General features: G+C 34.9%; 20 protein-coding genes and 1 riboswitch. Of the genes, 12 read left to right on the top strand and 8 right to left on the bottom strand.

The features are described 5' to 3' along the window. Window positions 1-186 precede the first annotated feature (186 nt). The 4 genes from CD036_RS10380 to CD036_RS10365 all read right to left on the bottom strand — a co-directional run bounded on the left by CD036_RS10380 (window position 187) and on the right by CD036_RS10365 (window position 4,491). Entirely contained in the window at window positions 187-1,572 is a 1,386-nt protein-coding gene (locus CD036_RS10380; protein WP_002509585.1) for an L-cystine transporter, read from the bottom strand. A gap of 190 nt (window positions 1,573-1,762) precedes the next feature. Further along, the gene (locus tag CD036_RS10375) at window positions 1,763-2,758 is read right to left on the bottom strand and encodes a hypothetical protein (protein ID WP_002509584.1); all 996 of its coding nucleotides are present in this window, start codon (window positions 2,756-2,758) and stop codon (window positions 1,763-1,765) included. A 127-nt stretch (window positions 2,759-2,885) separates the two neighbouring features. Further along, window positions 2,886-3,560 carry a hypothetical protein gene (locus tag CD036_RS10370; RefSeq protein ID WP_103388596.1) on the bottom strand — a complete coding sequence of 225 codons (675 nt, stop codon included), beginning with the start codon at window positions 3,558-3,560 and terminating at the stop codon, window positions 2,886-2,888. A 520-nt stretch (window positions 3,561-4,080) separates the two neighbouring features. Beyond that, window positions 4,081-4,491 (bottom strand): general stress protein, encoded by a 411-nt coding sequence (locus CD036_RS10365; protein WP_103388595.1) that lies wholly within the window; start codon window positions 4,489-4,491, stop codon window positions 4,081-4,083. 213 nt (window positions 4,492-4,704) lie between these two features. After that, window positions 4,705-4,807: riboswitch (purine riboswitch) on the top strand. 240 nt (window positions 4,808-5,047) lie between these two features. On the opposite strand from CD036_RS10365, the gene xpt reads away from it, so the two are divergent. From xpt to CD036_RS10325, 8 genes are all read left to right on the top strand, one after another. After that, entirely contained in the window at window positions 5,048-5,641 is a 594-nt protein-coding gene (xpt, locus tag CD036_RS10360; RefSeq protein WP_103388594.1) for a xanthine phosphoribosyltransferase, read from the top strand. Beyond that, the gene (gene pbuX, locus CD036_RS10355) at window positions 5,638-6,906 is read left to right on the top strand and encodes a xanthine permease PbuX (protein ID WP_103388593.1); all 1,269 of its coding nucleotides are present in this window, start codon (window positions 5,638-5,640) and stop codon (window positions 6,904-6,906) included. Before xpt ends, pbuX begins: the two co-directional genes overlap by 4 nt. A 34-nt stretch (window positions 6,907-6,940) precedes the next feature. Further along, window positions 6,941-8,407 carry an IMP dehydrogenase gene (gene guaB, locus CD036_RS10350; protein WP_002509196.1) on the top strand — a complete coding sequence of 489 codons (1,467 nt, stop codon included), beginning with the start codon at window positions 6,941-6,943 and terminating at the stop codon, window positions 8,405-8,407. A gap of 20 nt (window positions 8,408-8,427) precedes the next feature. Further along, window positions 8,428-9,969, top strand: a complete 1,542-nt coding sequence (guaA, locus tag CD036_RS10345) for a glutamine-hydrolyzing GMP synthase (protein WP_103388592.1) — start codon at window positions 8,428-8,430, stop codon at window positions 9,967-9,969. 245 nt (window positions 9,970-10,214) lie between these two features. Then, complete coding sequence (locus tag CD036_RS10340) at window positions 10,215-10,733, top strand: MarR family winged helix-turn-helix transcriptional regulator (RefSeq protein WP_103388591.1); 519 nt, start codon at window positions 10,215-10,217, stop codon at window positions 10,731-10,733. Then, a complete protein-coding gene (locus CD036_RS10335) occupies window positions 10,726-11,082 on the top strand; it encodes a rhodanese-like domain-containing protein (protein WP_103388590.1) in 357 nt (118 codons plus the stop codon). Before CD036_RS10340 ends, CD036_RS10335 begins: the two co-directional genes overlap by 8 nt. Before the next feature lie 160 nt (window positions 11,083-11,242). Continuing rightward, the gene (elxI1, locus tag CD036_RS13345) at window positions 11,243-11,461 is read left to right on the top strand and encodes an epilancin biosynthesis-related protein ElxI1 (protein ID WP_103388589.1); all 219 of its coding nucleotides are present in this window, start codon (window positions 11,243-11,245) and stop codon (window positions 11,459-11,461) included. Window positions 11,462-11,488: 27 nt separating this feature from the next. Beyond that, the gene (locus CD036_RS10325) at window positions 11,489-11,782 is read left to right on the top strand and encodes a hypothetical protein (RefSeq protein ID WP_103388588.1); all 294 of its coding nucleotides are present in this window, start codon (window positions 11,489-11,491) and stop codon (window positions 11,780-11,782) included. Window positions 11,783-12,442: 660 nt separating this feature from the next. Here the strand turns inward: CD036_RS10325 and CD036_RS10320 are convergent. Next, window positions 12,443-12,622, bottom strand: coding sequence for a hypothetical protein (locus CD036_RS10320; RefSeq protein ID WP_244913820.1), 180 nt, complete (start codon window positions 12,620-12,622; stop codon window positions 12,443-12,445). A 184-nt stretch (window positions 12,623-12,806) separates the two neighbouring features. Between CD036_RS10320 and CD036_RS10315 the strand changes: the two genes are divergently transcribed. Then, a complete protein-coding gene (locus CD036_RS10315) occupies window positions 12,807-13,655 on the top strand; it encodes a YitT family protein (RefSeq protein ID WP_103388587.1) in 849 nt (282 codons plus the stop codon). Between the two features lie 64 nt (window positions 13,656-13,719). Here CD036_RS10315 and CD036_RS10310 read toward each other — a convergent pair whose 3' ends face one another. Beyond that, the gene (locus CD036_RS10310; protein WP_103388586.1) at window positions 13,720-14,226 is read right to left on the bottom strand and encodes a cupin domain-containing protein; all 507 of its coding nucleotides are present in this window, start codon (window positions 14,224-14,226) and stop codon (window positions 13,720-13,722) included. A gap of 157 nt (window positions 14,227-14,383) precedes the next feature. On the opposite strand from CD036_RS10310, the gene CD036_RS10305 reads away from it, so the two are divergent. Beyond that, entirely contained in the window at window positions 14,384-14,863 is a 480-nt protein-coding gene (locus CD036_RS10305; protein ID WP_103388585.1) for a nucleoside deaminase, read from the top strand. Between the two features lie 394 nt (window positions 14,864-15,257). On the opposite strand, the gene CD036_RS10300 is transcribed toward CD036_RS10305, so the two are convergent. Next, complete coding sequence (locus CD036_RS10300; RefSeq protein ID WP_172606428.1) at window positions 15,258-15,662, bottom strand: YxeA family protein; 405 nt, start codon at window positions 15,660-15,662, stop codon at window positions 15,258-15,260. A 209-nt stretch (window positions 15,663-15,871) separates the two neighbouring features. Between CD036_RS10300 and CD036_RS10295 the strand changes: the two genes are divergently transcribed. Further along, window positions 15,872-17,074, top strand: a complete 1,203-nt coding sequence (locus tag CD036_RS10295; protein WP_103388583.1) for a GTP-binding protein — start codon at window positions 15,872-15,874, stop codon at window positions 17,072-17,074. Between the two features lie 185 nt (window positions 17,075-17,259). Beyond that, window positions 17,260-17,715, top strand: coding sequence for a hypothetical protein (locus CD036_RS10290; RefSeq protein ID WP_142385145.1), 456 nt, complete (start codon window positions 17,260-17,262; stop codon window positions 17,713-17,715). A gap of 116 nt (window positions 17,716-17,831) precedes the next feature. On the opposite strand, the gene CD036_RS10285 is transcribed toward CD036_RS10290, so the two are convergent. Then, window positions 17,832-19,250, bottom strand: coding sequence for an MDR family MFS transporter (locus tag CD036_RS10285; RefSeq protein ID WP_103388581.1), 1,419 nt, complete (start codon window positions 19,248-19,250; stop codon window positions 17,832-17,834). Window positions 19,251-19,429 lie beyond the last annotated feature (179 nt).

The following is a 19,429-nucleotide window of genomic DNA, read 5'->3' as shown; positions in this document are numbered from 1 at the left end:
CTTATTCCTCTAACGAAAAGGGTTAAGTCGTTGTTTTTAAATTGGTGAATAATAGGAAGGGCATAGGGAGACTTGTTACTAAAAAAGTAAGCAATCTATATAAAAAAACACTTCGTTAAAATTCATGCTGTGATGAATTTAACGAAGTGTTTTTTGTTAGATAAATATTACATAGTAACTAGGTGTTTAATTATTGGCAGTAAGTTCACCGTAAGTACTATCGTTGTACGTATCTTTATCTAAGTTATCTGTAAGTTTAGCAGTACCTGCACCAGCAAGCATAGAATCGTTGACGTTTAATGCCGTACGACCCATATCGATTAATGGTTCTACTGAGATTAAGACACCTGCTAATGCGACAGGAAGATTTAATGTTGATAATACGAGTATAGAGGCGAAAGTTGCACCGCCACCAACACCGGCTACACCGAATGAACTTATAATAACAACACCGATAACGGATAAAATGAATTGTAAATTCACTTCAACGCCAGCTGCTGGCGCAACCATCACAGCTAACATTGCGGGATAAATACCGGCACAACCGTTTTGTCCTATAGACAAACCGAATGATGCGGAGAAGTTAGCAATACCATCAGGTACACCTAAACGTGTTTTTTGTGTTTGCACATTAAGTGGTAATGTACCAGCGCTTGAACGTGATGTAAAAGCGAAAAGTAATACTTCTCCCGTTTTTTTCACGAAGGTAATAGGATTTAACCCAATACCACCAATAATAATTAAATGGATAATATACATAGTAATAAGTGCTGCATAAGATGCAATTACAAATTTACCAAGTGTCCAAATTGCCGCAAAGTCACTTGTAGCAATAGTATTAGTCATAATTGCTAAAATACCATAAGGTGTTAAGCGTAATACGAACGTTACAATAGACATAACTAACGCGTATAATGCATCGATACCACGTTTTAAAACATTGCCACTTTCAGGTTGTTTACGCATAACACGTAAAAATGCAAAACCTATAAAGGCTGCAAAGATAACGACTGCAATTGTTGATGTAGTACGTTGTCCTGTGAAGTCTAAGAATGGGTTACTTGGTAGTAACTCTAAAATTTGTTGAGGTAATGTTTGTGCTGTCATATCTTTTGCTTGGCTAGCAATTTCACTACCACGTGAGCTTTCAGCATTACCTAAGTCAATTGTTGAAGCATCTAATCCAAATATTAATGCTGAAATAATACCAACAATAGCTGCAATAGCTACTGTACCAATTAAGAATACGAAGATCCAAACGCCTATCTTCGCAAATTTTTCACCGATTTGTATTTTGGTGAACGCTGAAACAATAGAAATAAAAATTAATGGAATAACAATCATTTGTAACAAGGCAATATAACCGTCTCCGACAACACTAAACCAATCAGTTGTTTGTTTAGTTATACTACTATCGACATCATAGATAAGATGGATGGCTACCCCGTATAAAATCCCTACACCTAATGCAGTGAATACACGTTTAGGGAAAGATACGTGTCTTTTAGCCATAATATATAATCCGATGATGAAGGCCACAAATACAATTATGTTAATAATAGTAAATAACATAGTAAAGACCTACACTTTCTTTTAATATAATTTAATCCGACATACCTAATAAGGATAGTAGCAAAACAATATTTATTCAAGAGGAAAAACTCAAATATTACTATAAAAATTATAGTCAGAATATTATTACAATCTTTAGAGCATTAAAAAAAGTCTAGACCGGAGTCTAGACTATAAAAATAGCTATATATTATAAATTAAACAGACGTGCAAAGAAGCCTTTTTTCTCACCTTGTGATTGTGAATTGTATTGTGCAGATTCACTTGCTGGTTCGGATTGAGCTGAGTCATTTATGCTGAATGTATTAGTTGTCTCACTGTGATCTTCAGATTTTGTCGTTGATTCTTCAGATGATGATTCAGATTCAGCAACATTTGTTGATGAAGTACTTTCCGCAGTTGATTCAGTAATTTCATCTGTAGTTGTTTTAGCTGAAGTTGCTTCAGTCGTACTTGCAGTTTGTGGTGTTTTTGCTGCATGGTTTTCAGAATTAGTTGAAGTAGATGTAATCTCGTCTTCAGTTAATTTAGCTGACGCTGTTTCTGATTGACTGTCGTTCGTTGACGTAGCAGTTTCAGTATTAGCTTCAGATGTTGCCGTCTGAGCTTCCTGCTTAGGTTTAGCTGCAATTGTTTCATTTGCCACACTGGATTTTACTAATTCAGATTGCTCTTTTTGCGCACTTTGAATATCAGACTGAGTTGTTTTAATTTCTTCAGTAGATGTTTGTAATGCAGTCAGTGATTCCGTATTTGCGTCTATTTTTGTAGTGATTTGATTTTGTAACTCACGTAATTCGTTTTGTTGATTATGTACTTGGCTAATCATTTGACCAAGCATGTGGCGCTCTTCACGCATTTTTTCCAATTCTGTACGTAAGTCTTCAATGACATTAGCAACATTTTGGTCAGCTGGTAATTGTTCGTCTGTGTCTTTGACTAATACTTGTAAGAAGTCTTTTTCTTTTTCTAGTTCGTCAAAGGCTAAATCGTAACTATTTGTTTGTTTGACTTTTTCTGCGATATCTTGGAATAATTCAATATCTTCTTCATGGAAATCAGTAGCTTCACGGCCACGGTATTCAGTTTTACTAAGTTGATAACCACGTTCTTCTAAATGTTGTACTATTTTACGTACTTGTTTTTCACTTAGTTCAACACGTTGAGCAAATTCTTTCGTTAACATAGAGATAATCCCTTTCTTAATATGTGATTATGTATACGGACGTTTGTCTTCGGTTAGTGAAACGTCAGTCTTACTTCTATGTTAGTTTAACCCCTTTAAGTCTTCATTTCAAGTGTTCCTTGTAAAATTAAGACTGCTTACGTAGGTCCATTTCCTCTAAAAGGGGGTAGATTTCACTGCGAGGTATTTTGTTAGCGAAAACGTATTTTAAGATATAATTTGATTTGATACTAGCGCCATAAATATCTTTTGTTAATTCGATATTTGGTTTAATAAATAAATCCATAGGTGACTCTAGACTTTCCCCTTTACGTTGCGGTGCGATATAGTCAATGTCGTTTTGTTTTTCAAAGCCATGTTCAAACAGAAAGCGGCGACGATTACTTAAAATAGTTGATTGGTCTTCAAGTTGTTCTGTGTCTTCAGGCTCTTGTTTCACTTCTAGCATAATAAAGTTAACATCTCGTGAATGTAATTGATAGGATAAATGGTTAATCTCTTTTTGAATTTCTTCTAATGTTAAAGCGATAACTTCGTCGTGGTTGGGGTTGTCTTTGGCAATAAGATAAATTAAAAAAGATGAGTTGGTTGTAGCTTCGTAATGTGCTGTTGCCAGACTTACTGCTTGGCAATCTTCTAGACCTACGAGAAAGATATAATCATCTTTCGTATATTTATTTTCTAAAGATTGACGGAATATCTTTTCTCCTTCAGCTAAAGATACGTCTAATTTAGCATCATAGAGCTGGATTGCTTCTTTAAATAATGGATCATTGACGGATTTCACTACTTTAAATTCCATACTTAAACCTCCACGTTTGTTGTTTTGCCCATTATAGCATATGGCTTTTTCTATGTATGGATGAAATATTTTTTTATTATGAAAAGGAATGCAACATAGCTTCCTGCTATGTTGGCAGTTTTTGTGCACGCTTTCCGCGGGCACTGCCTCAGCCTGTAGTCTTTGGCCAGTGCTATTCCCACAGGAGTCGGCCCAAAACTGCCCATATTTCATGCCAGATTTAGACGAACTATTACCTGAAGTAGTCTATGTTCTAAAGTAAGAATGGAATATTATTGAATCGTCTCATACCACCATAGCTTATCGACATAATCTATGACTTTGTTGACAGTTTTTGTGCACGCTTTCCGCGGGCTTTGCCTCAGCTTGTAGTCTTCGTTGAGAGTTATTTCGCAGGATTTTGCCCATACCCATATTTATGAAAAGTAGTAGCAGAACTGATACCTAAAGTGTAACTACAGACAATATAAAAAGACTGGACTATTATTAATAATAGTCCAGTCTTTTACTGTTTGTAGCTTTAAGATTTTGGTCCACGTGTTTCTTCAGAAAAATGTTTACCGAGAATCTTTTCATCATATGCGGCATTTAAGTGATTCACTTCTTCATGGGAACTTGTATCTTTAGCAGCAACTAAAATAAATTTATTGTCCATAAGTTCTTTTTTATAACGTTCAGACGCTTCATCAGAAAGGTTGTAGTTTGCAAGTACTACACTTTCAGTATCTTCGCCAGTCATGATTTTAGCCACTTTATCACTAAATGTGCCACCAGTAGATGTTAGATTGATTTCTGAATCATGTAATTCATCTAAATGTAATTTAGATTTACTTAACACAGTTAGTTCATAATCTTTATACCCCTCTGCTCTTTTGCCATCAATTGCTTGATATAAAGCCTCTGCATTATCGACTACAGTAAATTCTGTCATGGTTACCCCTCCACTTGTTGTTTTCACTTATTGCATGTTTACCCTTGAAGCATGAAAATAAAACGAATTTATTAAATTATATAATGTTTCTCGTATCTTGACAAACACCATGAAAACACTATAGAAAACGATTGCAACGTGCAGTGTAATCGTGCTCGAAATAATATTGCGGACAATGTATATATTGAAAAAAAAGGTGGAATTTGGTATTATCGTATAATAATTTATCTAACTCATATAATCTGAAGAATACGGCTTTAGAAGTTTCTACCATGTCGCCATTAACGATATGACTATGAGTAACACCCCAATACAAAACAATGTAAAACTATTGCTTTTATTATTCACATGATATTAAAAACAATAGGGCTTATCATACATAAAGTGCTTGCGCAGAATAGCAACGGGAAATGTTTATTCAACTTTAGCACTTAGATAAGCAATTATCTGGCTTTTAAATGCTAGTTACATAGTTGTATGGCTTGTTCACTCGTAGATCCTGAAACTTTGTTGGTTTAGGGTTTTTTTTGTATACAAATTGAGGAGGTTTTTTCGAGTGGATTTGTTGGAACGCAAAGTAAAAGAGGACGGTATTGTAATTGATGAAAAGATTTTAAAAGTAGATGGTTTTTTAAATCATCAAATCGATGCAGGCCTGATGCAACAAGTGGGACAAACGTTTTATGAGCAATTTAAGGATGAAGGCATTACTAAAATATTAACGATCGAAGCTTCAGGTATCGCGCCTGCAATAATGGCAGCATTACAGTTTAATGTACCGTGTTTGTTTGCGAAAAAAGCAAAACCAAGCACTTTAACACAAGATGTCTATCATGCTGATATTCATTCATTTACTAAAAATACAACGAGTACGGTTATTGTCTCAAATGAATTTTTAGCCAAAGATGACCGAGTACTTATTATTGATGACTTTTTAGCTAATGGAGATGCCTCATTAGGATTGAATGAAATTGTTAAACAAGCCCAAGCTTCAACAGCGGGAGTAGGCATTGTTATCGAAAAAAGTTTCCAACCTGGCAGACAACGATTAGAGGACGCAGAATTACGTGTTTCTTCATTATGTAAAGTAGCTTCATTGCAAGGTAATAAAGTGACATTTGCCAGCGAAGAAGTAGGCACACAAATATGAAGACGTTTATTTTAAGTGTTCAACATTTATTAGCTATGTACGCGGGAGCCATTCTCGTACCTATTATTGTAGGGACTAGTTTAGACTTTACGCCTGAACAAATTGCATTTTTAGTTACGATAGATATTTTTATGTGTGGTGTCGCGACATTTTTACAAGTATGGAAAGGGACGGGGACAGGTTTACCTATAGTTCTAGGTTGTACATTTACAGCCGTAGCTCCAATGATTTTAATAGGACAGACTAAAGGTATAGATGTATTATATGGCTCATTATTCTTATCAGGTATTTTAGTCGTCATCATTGCACCGTTTTTCTCGCAACTCGTTAGATTTTTCCCGCCTGTTGTAACAGGTAGTGTCGTTACAATTATTGGGATTAATTTAATGCCAGTGGCTATGAATTATTTAGCTGGTGGTGAAGGTGCTAAAGATTACGGCAATGGCAATAATATTGTGTTAGGCGTTGTTACACTGTTGGTTATCTTAATTATTCAACGATTGACAACTGGATTTTTTAAATCCATCGCAATTTTGATTGGCTTGCTTGTTGGGACAATACTGGCTTCTACATTCGGTAGTGTTGATGTGAAGCAAGTAGGAGAAGCACATTGGTTTGCTTTACCACAGCCATTTCGCTTTTCAATGTTTAGTTTTGATTTTGGAGCAACACTCGTATTCTTTATTGTAGCTTTAGTGAGTTTAATCGAATCTACTGGTGTCTATCATGCGCTAAGTCAAATTACAGGAAAACAACTTGACCGTAAAGATTTTCGTAAAGGTTATACTGCCGAAGGTCTTGCGATTATGTTAGGTGCTGTGTTTAATGCTTTTCCGTATACGGCATATTCACAAAATGTGGGCTTGGTTTCATTGTCAGGTGCTAAGAAAAACAATGTTATCTATGGCATGGTCATTTTGTTATTGATATGTGGTTGTATCCCTAAATTGGGTGCTTTGGCTAACATGATTCCATTACCAGTATTAGGCGGTGCCATGATTGCTATGTTTGGCATGGTTATGGCATATGGTGTTAGTATATTAGGTAATATCGATTTTAAAAATCAAAATAATTTATTGATAATTGCGGTATCAGTTGGACTAGGAACGGGTATAAGTGCAGTACCTCAAGCGTTTGAATCATTAGGCGAGCAATTTGCCTGGTTAACGCAAAACGGTATTGTTCTAGGCGCATTATCAGCAATTATTCTGAATTTCTTTTTTAATGGTATAAAGTATCAACAAACGACAGAAGTTATGAAATAATGTAACTATAAATAAAAATTGGAGGCTGTACTAAATGTGGGAAAATAAGTTTGAAAAAGAATCTTTAACTTTTGATGATGTATTATTGTTACCGGCGGAATCAGATATTTTACCGAAAGACGTGGATTTAAGCGTGCAATTATCGGATAGAATTAAATTAAATATTCCAGTTATTTCTGCTGGTATGGATACAGTTACTGAATCTAAAATGGCAATTGCTATGGCACGTCAAGGTGGACTTGGTGTTATTCATAAAAATATGAACATTGAAGATCAAGCTGATGAAGTACAAAAAGTAAAACGCTCAGAAAATGGTGTTATTACTGATCCATTTTATTTAACACCAGAAGAAAGTGTATATGAAGCAGAAGCATTAATGGGTAAATACCGTATTTCAGGTGTGCCAATTGTTAATAACAATGAAGAGCGTCAATTTGTTGGTATCATCACAAACCGTGATTTACGCTTTATTGAAGATTTTTCAATTAAAATTTCAGATGTTATGACAAAAGAAGACTTAGTCACAGCACCAGTAGGTACAACACTTGATGAAGCAGAAGAACTGCTACAAGAACATAAAATCGAAAAATTACCACTTGTCGAAAATGGTCGTTTAGAAGGTTTAATTACAATTAAAGATATTGAAAAAGTATTAGAATTCCCACAATCAGCTAAAGACGATCACGGTAGATTACTTGTTGGTGCGGCAATTGGTATCGCAAAAGATACAGATATTCGTGCTGAAAAATTAGTTGAAGCAGGCGTTGATGCTTTAGTTATCGACACAGCACATGGTCATTCTAAAGGTGTCATTGAACAAGTAAGACATATTAAAGAAACATTCCCAGAAGTAACATTAGTTGCGGGTAATGTTGCTACAGGTCCAGCTACAAAAGCGTTATTCGAAGCAGGCGCAGATGTTGTGAAAGTTGGTATCGGCCCAGGCTCAATCTGTACTACTCGTGTCGTTGCAGGCGTAGGTGTACCACAAATTACAGCTATTTATGATTGTGCATCTGAAGCACGTAAACATGGTAAAGCGATTATTGCTGACGGCGGTATTAAATTCTCTGGTGACATCATTAAAGGATTAGCTGCTGGAGGACATGCCGTAATGTTAGGTAGCTTACTTGCAGGTACTGAAGAAAGTCCTGGCGAAACTGAGATTTTCCAAGGTAGACAATATAAAGTATACCGTGGCATGGGCTCTCTAGGAGCTATGGAAAGTGGTTCAAATGATCGTTACTTCCAACAAGATAAAACGCCTAAAAAATTCGTCCCAGAAGGCATTGAAGGGCGTATTGCTTTCAAAGGCTCATTACAAGATACAGTTTATCAATTAATGGGTGGCGTAAGATCAGGAATGGGTTACACAGGTTCAAGAAACTTAGAAGCGTTAAGAGAAGAAGCTCAATTTACACGCATGGGACCTGCTGGTTTAGCAGAAAGTCATCCACACGACATTCAAATTACTAAAGAATCACCAAACTATTCATTCTAAGTCAAAGGAGATAAACAATTATGGAAATGGCGAAAGAGCAAGAATTAATCCTTGTACTAGACTTTGGTAGCCAATACAATCAATTGATTACACGACGCATTCGTGAGATGGGCGTCTACAGTGAATTACATGACCATGAAATTTCAATAGAAGAAATTAAACGTATGAATCCAAAAGGTATCATTTTATCAGGTGGACCGAATTCAGTATATGAAGAAGGCTCATTTACAATTGATCCAGCAATTTATGATTTAGGCATTCCTATTTTAGGTATTTGCTATGGTATGCAACTTACTACTAAATTATTAGGTGGTAAAGTAGAACGTGCGAATGAGCGTGAATATGGTAAAGCTGTGATTAATGCTAAAACAGATGAGCTGTTCTTTGGTTTACCTGAAGAACAAAATGTTTGGATGAGTCATTCAGATAAAGTCATTGAAATTCCAGAAGGCTTTGAAGTGATTGCGGACAGCCCAAGCACAAATTATGCAGCAATTGAAGATAAAGCGCGTCGTATTTACGGTGTGCAATTCCACCCAGAAGTACGTCACACTGAATACGGTAATGACTTATTACGTAACTTTGTACGCCGTGTTTGTGACTGTACAGGTGAGTGGTCAATGGAAAACTTTATCGAAATTGAAATTGAAAAAATTCGTGAACAAGTTGGTGATCGTCGCGTCTTATGTGCGATGAGTGGTGGTGTAGATTCATCAGTAGTAGCAGTATTGTTGCACAAAGCCATTGGTGACCAATTGACATGTATCTTTGTAGACCACGGTTTGTTGCGTAAAGGCGAAGGCGACATGGTTATGGAGCAATTTGGTGAAGGCTTCAATATGAATATTATTCGTGTAGATGCACAAGAACGCTTTATGAGTAAGCTTGCAGGCGTATCAGATCCTGAACAAAAACGTAAAATTATCGGTAATGAATTTGTTTATGTCTTTGATGATGAAGCTTCAAAACTCAAAGGTGTCGATTTCTTAGCGCAAGGTACGTTGTATACTGACGTCATTGAATCAGGTACTAAGACTGCACAAACGATTAAATCACACCATAATGTTGGTGGATTACCTGAAGATATGGAATTCCAATTAATCGAACCTATTAATACACTATTCAAAGATGAAGTACGTGAATTAGGCATCGAATTAGGTATTCCAGAACACTTAGTATGGAGACAACCTTTCCCAGGTCCAGGACTAGGAATCCGCGTGTTAGGCGAAATTACTGAAGACAAATTAGAAATTGTACGTGAATCAGATGCTATTTTACGCCAAGTCATTCGTGAAGAAGGGTTAGAACGTGAAATCTGGCAATACTTTACAGTATTACCAGGCATTCAATCTGTAGGTGTCATGGGAGACTACCGTACATACGATCATACGGTCGGAATCCGTGCTGTAACATCGATTGATGGTATGACAAGTGACTTTGCCCGTATCGATTGGGAAGTCTTACAAAAGATTTCAAGTCGTATCGTTAACGAAGTAGATCGCGTCAACCGCGTAGTCTACGACATTACTTCCAAGCCACCAAGCACAATCGAGTGGGAATAATATATAAGCATAAGAAAAGAGTTAGAAACGTTGCTATAATGCACTTTCTAGCTCTTTTTATTTTGCTTTGAATACGTTTCGTTTCACACTGATATAATTGGCGGATTTTACAGCAACATCAGCATACACTACAGTTCCAGTAGCCAACGGAATTCAATAGTTAAATAGTAATTGGTTTTAAAATATTGAAGGGTATGTTACATTTAATTTAGTTAGGTACCTAACTAAATGGAGGAGATGTTTTTATGAACGAATTTTATTTAATAGATAGCCCTACATACAGTAAATTAGAAAAACTAAAGAAAAGTTATGAGAATCTAGACATCATTTCTGTAATGCTTTATTTAGAGCTAAATAAAGCTTATAAAGTTATGAAAAAGAACTATGACAAATTTAGCGATGAATTTGGTTTAACTGAAGCAAAGTTTTCAATAATGATGTTGCTGTCATATGAAGAAAATATGATTTTGTCACCATCAGAGTTATCCAAAAAAATTGGGAATAAAAAATCTACGATAACTGGTATTTTAAAAGGTTTGGAACAGCAAAATTTAATACAAAGAGTTAATATAGGTCAAGACAAGAGAACAAATTATGTACAACTAACCAAAGAGGGACAGTTAAAATTGCAAAATTTTCTTCCCCATAATTATGATTTAGTTGCAGATATGTTTAAAGCGTTTGATGAAGAAGAGAAAGCAACTTTTTTAAACCTAGTAAATAAATTAAGACTCAATATAGAAAAGGATGATAATAATGGATAAAATAGAATTTTTAGAAACTTTTTTAAGTTTATATATTAATCACCATGAAGTATTAGAAGATATGGAAAAAGGAAATGATAAATATACTGTTATAGACGTAAGGAATGCACCGAAAGAAGTAAAGGGAGATAAAATAAAAGGTTCTATAGAGATTCCGGCCAAGACATTAAATACTCAAATAAATCAATTACCAAAAGATAAAATTTATGTGGTTTATGATTGGACTGGTGGCACTATTTTAGGAAAAGAAGCATTATTAACATTTTATAAAAATGGTTATGAAGCATATGAATTGTCTGGTGCGTTAGAAGGATGGAAAGGTATGAAATTACCACTAGAGAATGTTTAAATAGAATAATAAATATTAATCAGATAGTGAAGTGTTAAAATATATGTATATGAGTGATATAATTTTTTATATCACTATGATGTTATTGAATTGAAATTCAAATAATAGTATAGAATATTTTTATAAAATATAGGGGCGTTTTAATGAAAATGACAACTAAATTTTAGATGTGTTAGCAGGTGTATGTGTTGTTCTGTTTTTTATCAAGTATGCAGTTAGTTACGCGAATATGATGTTCGATTGGAATTTAATATGGTATTTTTTAGAAGATATACCTTATCTAGCAATCATCCTATTTATACTACTATTTGTGTTTGCAGTATCTTCTGAAATGATTAAAGACAAACAAAAGGAAGAGTCAAATCATATTGAAAACTAAAATATAAATTGTAAAGGATGTGATTAATTGGTTTTCGCATACATAATTTTATCTGCTATTTTACTTTATTATGCTATTAAATATGGTATAAGGGATGGTTTGATTGAGCGAGATGCTAATAAAGACAAACTTATCTATTTAAATAAAAGTGAAAAGCTATTTGAAGAAATTTTCGATGAATATAGTGCAAAAAACAAAGAAAAGAAATCTGAAGCTAAAAGAATATACAACGAGGCATACGATGTATTAGTGTCTGAAATTGTACCTAAGGAAAAATATGATATCTTAGTAAGATATAAACAGGAAATAAAAAATATATAAAATTGATAAAAAGAGAGTTGGGAACGTTGCTCCTACGCATTTTCTAGCTCTTTTTATTTTTCTTTGAATCGCTTCAGGATAAATTGGTAAATTTTCAATGCGTAATAGTAATAAAATGATACCTTTAGCTCATAATACAGTAGAAAACAGCTATATAAAAAGGAGCAATGTACATAAGTTTCATTGCTCCTGCAGTTTAATATTGGTTTATTGCCTAGCTTTACAACTCAATTGTACTATTCCCGCTTCTCAAAGCCACAAAGTAAACAGATCATAGCTGCGACAAAAGTGACTGGGGCCAATTTAGCTAGGATTAATAGAGGAATCGCCATTAGTAAGTAGTTATAATCATATTTAATTTTGCTCATTTTTATAATATCTTATCCTTTTAGGTTTTCTCGTATTCAAATATTTACTAGTTACTAGTGTGAGCATTGGTGTAAAAGTTATTAAACTCGAAGTAGCTAGGAAGGCTGCAGTGGTACTTTCTTTCGTTAATATCGTATGTATCGATAAGATAATAAAGTACATGTATATTGGCAAGGTAGCCCAAAATATTGCTTTAATGTTATTACTAGATGGTTCGGATTTGTTAGAAATTATAATACACGCCCATTGTGACACTGTCACTTCTATTTGAAATCTTCTGGTTTAGTGTCGCTATTCTTCACTTGTTTGCTGTTTGCTCTTTGCTCTTATTAATAAGATGGTATTAATGATAAAGAGTATGGCTAATACAATTAAGGCTGGTGTGCCACCAAAATTAGTGAAATTCAATATAAATAAAATAATCATGAATATAAGATTAATTACGTGATGTATGTACAAGATCGTGGTCATTTTATCACCTCCTATGCTGGGTAGGTTAACTACTTTAGTGCTAATTTAACATGCAACGCTGTATCTGAACAATGGAGTTTAAGTGGTAGCGTTTATTTAGTGAAAATTAAAAAAATGCGTATCATTTTTAGCTAGCTATATGGTAGTATGTACGGGTTAATTAAAAGTAAGGGAAGGTGAGAAGATGGTAGCAATGTTCAACAATCATTATAAAAATATCATTCTTTGTTTAATTGGTACTTTGATAAATGCTATCGGCGTAAATGGTTTTTTATTAGGATCTAATTTGGGAGATGGTGGAACTGTGGGTATTTCATTAGCATTAAAATATGCTTTTGGTTTTTCTCCTGCAATCACCACACTATTAATAAATGTAGTGCTTATTATTATAGGTTGGAAATTTTTAAGTAAAAAAGTAGCTATTTATACTGTGATTTCCAATACTGCACTTTCATTATTTTTAGGACTTACTAAGGACATAAATTTAGGAATTGATGATTTTGTCATTAACTCGGTATTTGGTGGAGCAATTATTGGTATCAGCGTGGGTATTGTATTATCAACGGGGAGTACAGTGGGAGGACCTGCTGTTATTGCTAGAATATTAAATAAATATTTTGGTTTTAAAACAGCTAAATCAATTTTCTTACTGGATAGTTTAATCGTGTTATCATTTTTAATTGTCTTACCTTTAAAAAACGTCCTGTTTACAATAATTATGTTGTTTATTACAGAGCGTGCCACATCGTTTGTCATTGAAGGTTTCAATCCTAAAAAAGCGGTAACGATTATCTCAGAACACAATGAACAAATTGCTGACCAAATCAATAGTTTCACTGGTAGAGGTTCAACGATTTTACCAAGTAAGGGTGGTTACTCTAAAAATGCATCAGGTATGCTTTATGTTGTCGTACCTCAATCACAAGTAACTAAAATTAAAAACTTAGTCTATTTAGAAGATGAAAAAGCATTTTTAGTGATACATGATGTTCGAGATGTACTAGGTAGTACGTTTATCAATAACATCACATAATAAAATTTTTAAGACATACCAAGATAAGCTAGAAAAGTGTATCCAACTTTTCTAGCTTATCTGTTTATTGCCAATAATTGAATAAAGGACCGTCGCTCCCAAATAAAGGGTCTTTTGCAGGTAACGTTACAGTTGCAATATTTTCAACATTTTGCGGACGCTCTTGTGATTGTCCTGTACAGAAATCATAACTTATACCATTAGGATAAGCGCCAACGACAGTGAAATCGTTACTGCTGTCGACTAATTTATGACCAGTACCTGCTGGTAAAATAAGGACATCACCTGCTGCTACTGCTAATTGTTTACCTGAAGCACCACCGAGTTGGAGAAAGGCTTCACCAATTATTACTGCAAGGACTTCATGGGTATTGCTGTGATAATGGTGTTGGTTGAATATGCCACCACGCCAAGCGTCTAGCCAATTGTTATGCGCTAAAATCTGTTCAGCTTGATCATTGCTTGTGAGTAAATCCTTATATATCACTAATGGGTATGTGGGGTTATTCGGAATTGTGCCATCATCCTTAAATTGATAAGTACTAATTTGTTTATCTGTTAGTTCTTTCATAACGTTGACCTCCTTACATTACTATTTCTCTCATTTACTAGAAAGTTAAACATTGTTAGCAGATTAAAGTATAGACTATGGTGAAATATTAGCTATCTCGCCTGTACTATATTAAAGTTATAATTAAAAGCTAACTGGGAGAGGGAGGAACAGTGTAATGATCAATGAACAAGATTTAAAATACTTACGACGCTGTATTACATTGGCTGAAACTGCATTGCAAACGAATGACGAACCATTTGGCTCTATACTTGTTGCAGCGGATGGAGAAATTTTATTTGAAGACTTTAACCATGTCTCTGGCGGTGACCATACACAACACCCTGAATTTGCGATAGCGCGCTGGGCGGCGAACCACTTATCTGAAGATGAACGCGCTACAGCAACGGTATATACTTCAGGGGAGCATTGTCCAATGTGTGCAGCTGCACATGGTTGGGTCGGTCTTAATCGGATTGTCTACGCAAGTTCATCGGCACAATTGTCACAGTGGTTACAAGAGTTAGACGTCCCGCCTTCTAAAGTTCGACATTTGCGTATCCAAGATGTCATTACTGATACTGAAGTTGAAGGACCTGTAGAAGATTTAGCAGAAGAGGTAAGACAACTGCATTATCGTTTTCATCAACAACAATAAATGTCTGTCTGATTGTAGCAAGCACTTATCTAAATGATGAGTGCTTTTTTCGTTAATATTGGCGAGACTTTAGGTCGACTCCTTAGCTACAGACTACAGGCTAAGACAGTGCCCGCGGAAAGCGTGAACAAAAACTGCCAACAAAGCCAGAAACTATATAGACAGTCTATAGTGATGTAAGACTAAACAATAATATCCCACTCTTATTTTAGAATTTAGACAACAGTTCAACTAAGTCTTTCTAATAATATGGGCAGTGTTTTGAGCCGACTCCTGCGGGAATAGCACTCGCCGCAGACTACAAGCTAAGGCAGTGCCCGCGGAAAGCGTGAACAAAAACTGCCAACAAAGTCAGAAACTATGTCGACAGTATATCACTTGTCTAAGTCTTTGTTTATGAATCGATACGTTGTAATGCTTTTGAAGGGACTTGTTGTTGAGATACTTCTTTATAACTTTGCACTCTGTCTAATTTTACTTCTACTTTTAAATAATGATTCGTTTTTAATTTATCTGAAAAAGCATTAAATGTAATCACTTTACGTTGCCCATTTTTATCTACTGCTTGTTGTTTATAAGTATAAACATGGTGTGAATTATTATCTTTTTTTATCTTTGTTGGTTGTTGCGTTTTAATATAATAATTTTCACTTTCTATTAATGGATTGAGCTTTGCCAAGTCTGCAACTGCTGCATTATCAGTATGCTGCTCTGCATAAATTTTCCAAGCGAGTAAAACACTCCAAACTATTACGATTAAAATAAATATGCCTATGATTGATTTGATTAATAGTCTCACATAATACCTCCTTAACGTTGCTCCTTTTAGTATAAGAAGCAACATGAAAAATTTCGACAATATCAAGTGACATTATATGTGACAATCTTGTCATTCGACCTATTAAATAGCTAACACCACACATAGTCACTAACATATGTTTGCGTAAATTGAAAAGTTCTAATATAATACAAAACGTAATAATTACGATTTAGGAAGGTTTTGATATTATGGGCAAAATTCCAGTTACGGTATTAAGTGGGTATTTAGGGTCAGGTAAGACCACGTTACTCAATCACATTTTACAGAATCGTGAGGGTAGACGTATAGCGGTAATTGTTAATGATATGAGTGAAGTAAATATTGATAAAGACTTGGTCGCAGATGGGGGTGGCTTGTCACGAACTGATGAAAAATTAGTAGAACTATCCAATGGTTGTATTTGTTGTACATTGCGCGATGATTTGTTGCAAGAAGTACAACAGCTTGTACATAAAGGAAATATTGATCAAATAGTCATTGAATCTACAGGTATCTCCGAGCCTGTGCCAGTAGCGCAGACATTTACTTATATGGATGATGCTTTAGGTATTGATTTAAGCGCGATTTGCACGTTAGATACCATGGTTACGGTCGTCGATGCCAATCGCTTTGTTAATGATATTAACTCAGAAGATTTATTAATTGATCGTAACCAAGGGACAGATGATACAGATGAACGTTCTATTGCAGACTTATTAATTGACCAAGTAGAATTTTGTGATGTACTTATTTTAAATAAAACAGATTTGGTTCACGAAGCGGATTTAACACATTTAGAAAGTATATTGCGACAACTACAACCAACAGCGAAAGTGATTCGTACGGTTAATGCTGAAGTTGATTTGTCTGAGGTATTAAATACACAATTATTTGATTTTGATCAAGCGAGCCAATCAGCAGGTTGGATTCAAGAGTTAACTGAAGGCGGACATAGTACACATACGCCAGAGACTGAAGAATATGGTATTACTTCCTTAGTTTATGATAGACGATTACCATTCCATGCAGAACGTTTTCACGCATGGTTAGAGCAATTACCACAAAATATCGTACGTACGAAAGGCATTGTATGGTTAGCGCAATATAACCAAGTGGCATGTTTGTTATCTCAAGCGGGCTCATCATGTAATATAAGTCCGGTAACATATTGGGTAGCGAGTATGTCACCGGAGGCACAGCGAGACATATTAGCAGACAGACCGGACGTTGTTGAAAATTGGGACGTTGAATACGGAGATCGTCATACACAGTTTGTCATCATAGGTACAAATCTACAACAGGATGAACTTATTCAACAATTAGATGATTGCTTATTGAAACACGATGAAATAGACGGGGCTTGGGATGCATTGCCTGAACCATATCAGTGGCAATTGGCACCAGCACAATAATATGCAATTATAAAAGTTGTAAATGATGCATTATTTTAATTTATAGATATTACATCGTGTGAAATCTACTGTTTTGGAAAATTTTAAAGTGGGAAGAGATAGGATAACTGTTGTAAAAACGAGCCATGTTGACACGCGGCTAACGAATTGAACACAGTAATAGCGAAAGCATAAAACAAGGTGATATGATGGAATTAGTTGCAGGTATCATAGCAATCATAATGATTGGTGTTGTTTTTGGCGTAGATGTATTTTTCAGTATCATTGGTGTTCAAGCATTGCGTAAGTGTAGAGATAAAAGTATGGTAGACGTATTAGGTCATATGCATCAAATAGCAGATAAGCGCATGCCTCAATTTGGAACAGTTGGCATATTTGCTATTGTGGCTGCAGTGATATTTAATGGTGGGCTCCGCGTAGGAAATTTAGAATATGTGATAGCATTTTTACTAATGTTAGGTTATATCTTTATATATAATTTTAAATCTAAACCGATTCATAAAGTTATCACCACTGCAGCAGAAGCACATAAAGTACCTTCTAATTTACGAACAATACAAACGCATTGGGATCGTATTATTATAGGTAGAGCAATATTATTAACTATCGTGATGATTCTTTTGTGTATAGGCATTATGTGACTAGTTATCCACTAAAATGTTTCATACGAAACATTTTAAAAAAGAAGCCCCATTCATTACATGAGTGTAATGAATGGGGCTTCTGTTATATCAATAGAGTCTCTCAACTTAAAACATTAAGATTTTTTAGGTTGTTTGATCATGAGTGTTAAGGCAAATCCAATAAATAATAAAATAGTAGTAAAGATAAAGGCGGCATCGACACCTAAAACTGTAGAATGTTGCATTATATCTATTTTACTTTGGTCTGCATGTGCAACAGCATAATTTTTACGTACAATAGATAAAATAGTAATCATCACAGCAGTGCCGATTGCTCCTGCTATAATACGTAGCGAATTCATGATAGCTGTTCCATGAGAAATATTTTCTGGTTGTAGCGCATTTATACCAATTGTATTCAAAGGCATAATGATGAGTGCTACAGCAAACATTCTCACCGCGTAAATAACTACGATATACCAATAAGGAGTTTCTGTAGTTAAGAAACAATGTAAAATTGTCATAATGATGAGTAAGATAAAGCCTGGGATAGCTAAGATTTTCAAACCATATTTATCGTAAATTTTACCGGTGTAAACAGACATAAAAGCATTGACGACGGCTCCTGGTAAAATAACTATGCCTGATAAAATTGCCGATAAACCTAAACCTGATTGAATATACATTGGGATTAATAAGGCAGGGCCTACAATACCAATAAATAGAATCATTGAACTAAAAGCTGATAACGAAAATGTTCTATTGGCAAAAACTTTCATATTTAATAATGGATTATCGAGTTTAATTTGACGTAGAACAAATATAGCTACAATGATTAAACCAATAATTAAGGATAGTATGACGATGGGTGAGCCAAAGCCAAGATTACCTGCGCTACTAAAGCCATAGAGCATTAACCCAAAACCTAAAGTAGAATAAACGACGGAAGTTTTGTCTAGTTCAGTGTGTTTTGTAGTGTTATTGCTCTCTACAAAGATTGTTCCAACAATAAAGGCAATAATAGCAATCGCTGCTACCACGATAAATGGCGCACGCCAACTAAACGTATCGATTAAAAAGCCGGTTAAAGTAGGTCCAATAGCCGGTGCTGATTGCGCTACAATACCTGTAAGACCCATGGCAAAGCCACGTTTTTCCGGTGGAAAGAGCGTAAAAACAGTAAATTGCATGAGTGGTAATAAGATACCGGCTCCGACTGCTTGTATGATACGTGCAATCATGAGCAAGGTAAAACTAGGAGAAAGTGCGGCGACAATAGAGCCGACTAAAAAAGCACTCATGGCAAAAATATAAAGCGGTCTAGTATGGAATCGATCCATGAGGAAGGCAGTTAGTGGAATCATAATACCATTCACTAACATGAAACCAGTAATCAACCATTGTGCAGTAGTTTCTGTGATTTGTAATCCTGTAATAATGGCTGGTAAAGCTGTATTTAGTAAAGTTTGGTTTAGCATGGCCACAAAGGCACTACTTAACATTACTAAAATTATGGTATTTCTCTTTTTATTAGATAGTATACTATCTGACATGACACATTACCTCTTTTCTAAAACATCACAGTTGTCAATTTTAACTGTTTTTAGTTAGCAAAGCAAACCATTATGTTTAAAAAAATAATGTTAAAATTATTAGAATTTTTTAACTATATATCTACTTTCGATTAAAGTACTATGTCACAACAAAACAGTTATATCATTGTACGATTACA

It is taken from the genome of Staphylococcus arlettae (assembly GCF_002902345.1).
GTDB lineage: Bacteria > Bacillota > Bacilli > Staphylococcales > Staphylococcaceae > Staphylococcus > Staphylococcus arlettae.
The sequence above is the reverse complement of the archived record's forward strand: the minus strand, read 5'-3'. Positions and strand labels throughout refer to the sequence as shown.

Coding starts and splice junctions, on each gene's coding strand:
- CD036_RS10380 (WP_002509585.1), bottom strand. CDS start 1,572: ATGTTATTTACTATTATTAACATAATTGTATTTGTGGCCTTCATCATC.
- CD036_RS10375 (WP_002509584.1), bottom strand. CDS start 2,758: ATGTTAACGAAAGAATTTGCTCAACGTGTTGAACTAAGTGAAAAACAA.
- CD036_RS10370 (WP_103388596.1), bottom strand. CDS start 3,560: ATGGAATTTAAAGTAGTGAAATCCGTCAATGATCCATTATTTAAAGAA.
- CD036_RS10365 (WP_103388595.1), bottom strand. CDS start 4,491: ATGACAGAATTTACTGTAGTCGATAATGCAGAGGCTTTATATCAAGCA.
- pbuX (WP_103388593.1), top strand. CDS start 5,638: ATGAAGACGTTTATTTTAAGTGTTCAACATTTATTAGCTATGTACGCG.
- guaB (WP_002509196.1), top strand. CDS start 6,941: ATGTGGGAAAATAAGTTTGAAAAAGAATCTTTAACTTTTGATGATGTA.
- guaA (WP_103388592.1), top strand. CDS start 8,428: ATGGAAATGGCGAAAGAGCAAGAATTAATCCTTGTACTAGACTTTGGT.
- CD036_RS10340 (WP_103388591.1), top strand. CDS start 10,215: ATGAACGAATTTTATTTAATAGATAGCCCTACATACAGTAAATTAGAA.
- CD036_RS10335 (WP_103388590.1), top strand. CDS start 10,726: ATGGATAAAATAGAATTTTTAGAAACTTTTTTAAGTTTATATATTAAT.
- CD036_RS10320 (WP_244913820.1), bottom strand. CDS start 12,622: ATGACCACGATCTTGTACATACATCACGTAATTAATCTTATATTCATG.
- CD036_RS10315 (WP_103388587.1), top strand. CDS start 12,807: ATGGTAGCAATGTTCAACAATCATTATAAAAATATCATTCTTTGTTTA.
- CD036_RS10310 (WP_103388586.1), bottom strand. CDS start 14,226: ATGAAAGAACTAACAGATAAACAAATTAGTACTTATCAATTTAAGGAT.
- CD036_RS10305 (WP_103388585.1), top strand. CDS start 14,384: ATGATCAATGAACAAGATTTAAAATACTTACGACGCTGTATTACATTG.
- CD036_RS10295 (WP_103388583.1), top strand. CDS start 15,872: ATGGGCAAAATTCCAGTTACGGTATTAAGTGGGTATTTAGGGTCAGGT.
- CD036_RS10290 (WP_142385145.1), top strand. CDS start 17,260: ATGATGGAATTAGTTGCAGGTATCATAGCAATCATAATGATTGGTGTT.
- CD036_RS10285 (WP_103388581.1), bottom strand. CDS start 19,250: ATGTCAGATAGTATACTATCTAATAAAAAGAGAAATACCATAATTTTA.